The organism is Hydrogenimonas sp. (assembly GCF_029933015.1).
GTDB lineage: Bacteria > Campylobacterota > Campylobacteria > Campylobacterales > Hydrogenimonadaceae > Hydrogenimonas.
The window spans coordinates 1-3,194 of sequence record NZ_JAOZOZ010000171.1; the positions used below are offsets into that span (position 1 = coordinate 1).

At 53.5% G+C, this 3,194-nt stretch carries 2 protein-coding genes and 1 pseudogene; 2 read left to right on the forward strand and 1 reads right to left on the reverse strand.

Annotated elements, in window-relative coordinates:
• Both Q1K23_RS08795 and Q1K23_RS08800 read left to right on the forward strand, forming a co-directional pair.
• A pseudogene (locus Q1K23_RS08795) lies at positions 1 to 250 on the forward strand (hypothetical protein); the annotation flags it as partial.
• 187 nt (positions 251 to 437) lie between these two features.
• Entirely contained in the window at positions 438 to 2,012 is a 1,575-nt protein-coding gene (locus Q1K23_RS08800) for a phospholipase D family protein (protein WP_300363926.1), read from the forward strand.
• 27 nt (positions 2,013 to 2,039) lie between these two features.
• Here the strand turns inward: Q1K23_RS08800 and Q1K23_RS08805 are convergent, their stop codons facing one another.
• Positions 2,040 to 2,960 (reverse strand): hypothetical protein, encoded by a 921-nt coding sequence (locus Q1K23_RS08805; RefSeq protein ID WP_300363928.1) that lies wholly within the window; start codon positions 2,958 to 2,960, stop codon positions 2,040 to 2,042.
• Positions 2,961 to 3,194: the final 234 nt, after the last annotated feature.

Genomic DNA, 3,194 nt, shown 5'->3' on the forward strand with positions numbered 1-3,194 from the left:
CAAAGAGGAGAAGGCCGACTTCACCGTCTACGACATCTCCGACCGGCTACGCCGCTACGGATGGCAGGTGCCCGCCTACACACTGGCTAAAGATTGCGACGATGTCTCGATACTTCGCATCGTGGCGAAAGAGGGATTCAGTTACGACCTCGCATCGCTCCTCGTACAGCATGTACGCGAAGTCATAGCCGAGCTGAAGGCGGAGAAGCCCAAACGTGTCAAGCCTACGAGCAACGTCAAGGTCTGCTGACGAAAAAGCCCGCTTCCACACTTCGACGACGCTTCCTCTCGATGGAGGCGCAAGAAGTGTGCCATGCAGTCATCCGTCAGAATACGACTGATGATTGAAATCTCTCTCCATTAGTCTTTCTTAATCTCATAAACAGTAATAACAACGCCCTGATCGCTCCACCGGACCGGATATGTTACAATCAGTCATGTTCGTAATACGTCTCGGATGGATGATCGTACCTCTTCTTTTTCTACTCTCCTGTTCCCGGCCTTTGACCTGCCCGCCGGAGGGATTCGGGCCCCAACCCGTCGTCTCTACGAAACAGGGATATAGTTTCTCCACCGGGGTTCTTCCCGAAAACCGCTCGGCCTTTTTACCACTGGAAAATCCCGCCGACGCCTACGCCGCCCGTCTGTGGCTCGTCGATCACGCCGCAGAGAGCCTCGATGTCCAGTACTACATTTTCAAAGACGACCGGATCGGCAACGATTTTCTCTACCATCTCCTCCAAGCGGCCGACAGAGGCGTGCAGGTACGCCTGCTTCTCGACGACCTGACCACGACCGACAAAGACACGAACTGGGCGATGGTCTCCTGCCATCCCCGCATCGAAGTGAAGATCTTCAATCCCAATCCCTGGCGGCGCTTCCTGCGCAACGTCGCCCTGATTCTCGATATCGAAACCCTGGGCAAACGGATGCACAACAAAGCCCTCGTCGCAGACGGCCGCGCCGCCATCGTCGGCGGTCGCAACATCGGCGACGAATACTACCTCCCCGAATCGCCCGTGATGTTCATCGACGCCGATATTCTGGCCGTCGGTGCCGTGGTACCCGAAATCTCGGAAGCCTTCGAAATCTACTGGCGAAGCGAAGAGTCGATAAAGGCCGAAAAGATTCTCGATGGCGCCTTCACCCCCGAAAGCTTCGCGCGTACCCTCCAAAACTTCCGACAGATCAACGAAACTTTCGAAGCTTCCGACACCTTCGAAACAATCGAACGGTCGGCCTTTATGGACGCAGCGCGCCGAGGCACCTTGAAGTTCACCCTCGCCGACCGTGCATGGTTCTACTACGACCTGCCCCAAAAAGTCTCGACTTCCAAAAGAGACAACGAAACCCATCTGAGTTCGCGCATCCGCGAAGATATCGAAAAAACCCGAGAAAGCCTGATCCTCGTTTCACCCTATTTCATCCCTAGCGGACCGATGCTCGAGCGTCTGAAAGCGGCCCGTAAGCGGGGTGTGGATATCACCGTCGTCACCAACTCCCTCGCCTCCACCGATGTGGCGGTAGTCTACAGCGGCTACCGCAAATACATCGAACCACTCCTGAAGATGGGGGTGAGACTCTACGAAGTCAAGCCGATGCAGTTCGAAAAAAAGGGACTGAAACGCCGCGAGCGGCGACAACGACGGATGTCCCTGCATACCAAACTGATCATCGCCGATAACGACCGGCTGATCATGGGCTCGGCCAACATCGACCCCCGATCCGTCAAGCTCAACACCGAATACCTCCTGGAGATCGCATCCAAACCGCTCACGACAGAGGTAACAAACTCACTGAAAAAAGTCATGGATCTCGACCACCTCTACCGACTCGCATGGGAAAAGTACCCCCGATGGGCCGCCAACGGCGATGACGACTTCTACGGACCAGTCTGGATCACCCGTGAAAAGAACGAAACGGTACGCTACTACCGACCGCCGGGCGTGGGATTTTTCAAGCGTCTGGGCATCGGACTCTTCGGACTGCTTCCTCTGGAAGGGCAGCTTTGAGACGGAGTTTCGTCTGGCGGGATCCCTTCACATCTGCTCCGCTATCCATTCCAACCACCACCCGATGAACGCTTTGTGCTTCGGCGCATGCGCTTCGAACCAGGTATTGAGAAGTACCGTATCCCAAAACCCCTCTTTTTCGAATTTCTTTTCGAAATCCTCGTAGGTGGCATACCCTTCCAACAAGGCGACGATGGCGTATCTGGCACCGATATTGTCTTCGGGGTTGGCATGGAGCAACTGCATCAGAATTTTCAGAGCCTCCAGCTTCTCGCCCATAGTCGTCCACATCATGGTGGCGACGTTGAAAAGCAATCGGACAATATGCCGGTTTTCCAGGTGGTACCACATGATTCTATCCGGGAAAACACCGTGGGGTGCGATGCGCTTCATGGCCCTTTCATATCCTGTTTTCAACGTCTCTACCGCCCGTTTCGTATCACCGACCTGTAGATAATACTCGTACAACGAAATGTAGGGATCGTAAAAGTCTGGATCCATCGTGACGATTTTTTCAAGGGACGCGATGGCCTTTTTCGGATCCGCCGTCGCCTCACTTTCGAGAAAATCCCAATACGCCCCGTTGGCTTCGAAACGGTCACTGTCGACAAATTCCGCCAGACTTTCAAACTCATCTTCCAAGCCGTCGTCCCCGTCGAAACAAGACTCGAGGTCGAAAACTTTTTGCGTAATCCCCGCCGGACCGACACCGAAATACTCTCCTATCTTCTTCACCGTGATCCCGCCTCGACCGCCAAGCCCTTCCTTTTTGACATAAAGATACGCCAATGCCGCGGCCAACAAATCGGGATTGCGCGCCTGCCCGATCACTTCGGGATACTCCGCCTGCAGGTATTCCAGCATTCTTATCGGCTCTTCGCTCGCTTTCAGGTGTTCGAAACTGAATTTTCGGAGTTTGGTTTTGATGGTCGAATACTTCGTGGACATCTGTTTTCTCTCTTTTCGTTTTTACCATATTCCGATTTGTTTATCGTACCATTTTTTGATACATTCCTGCCACTTTTCCACCTTGTTTCAAGATGACAAAACCCAAGACTGCCATATCGCTCTCCCATTGCCAACCGATAATGTACCGGATCCATCGGAATCCCGTTCTTTCCGATTTCTAGAACCCATCTCAAAAATCCCAGTAGGCGGGAATGACACGCAAAAAATGCGATG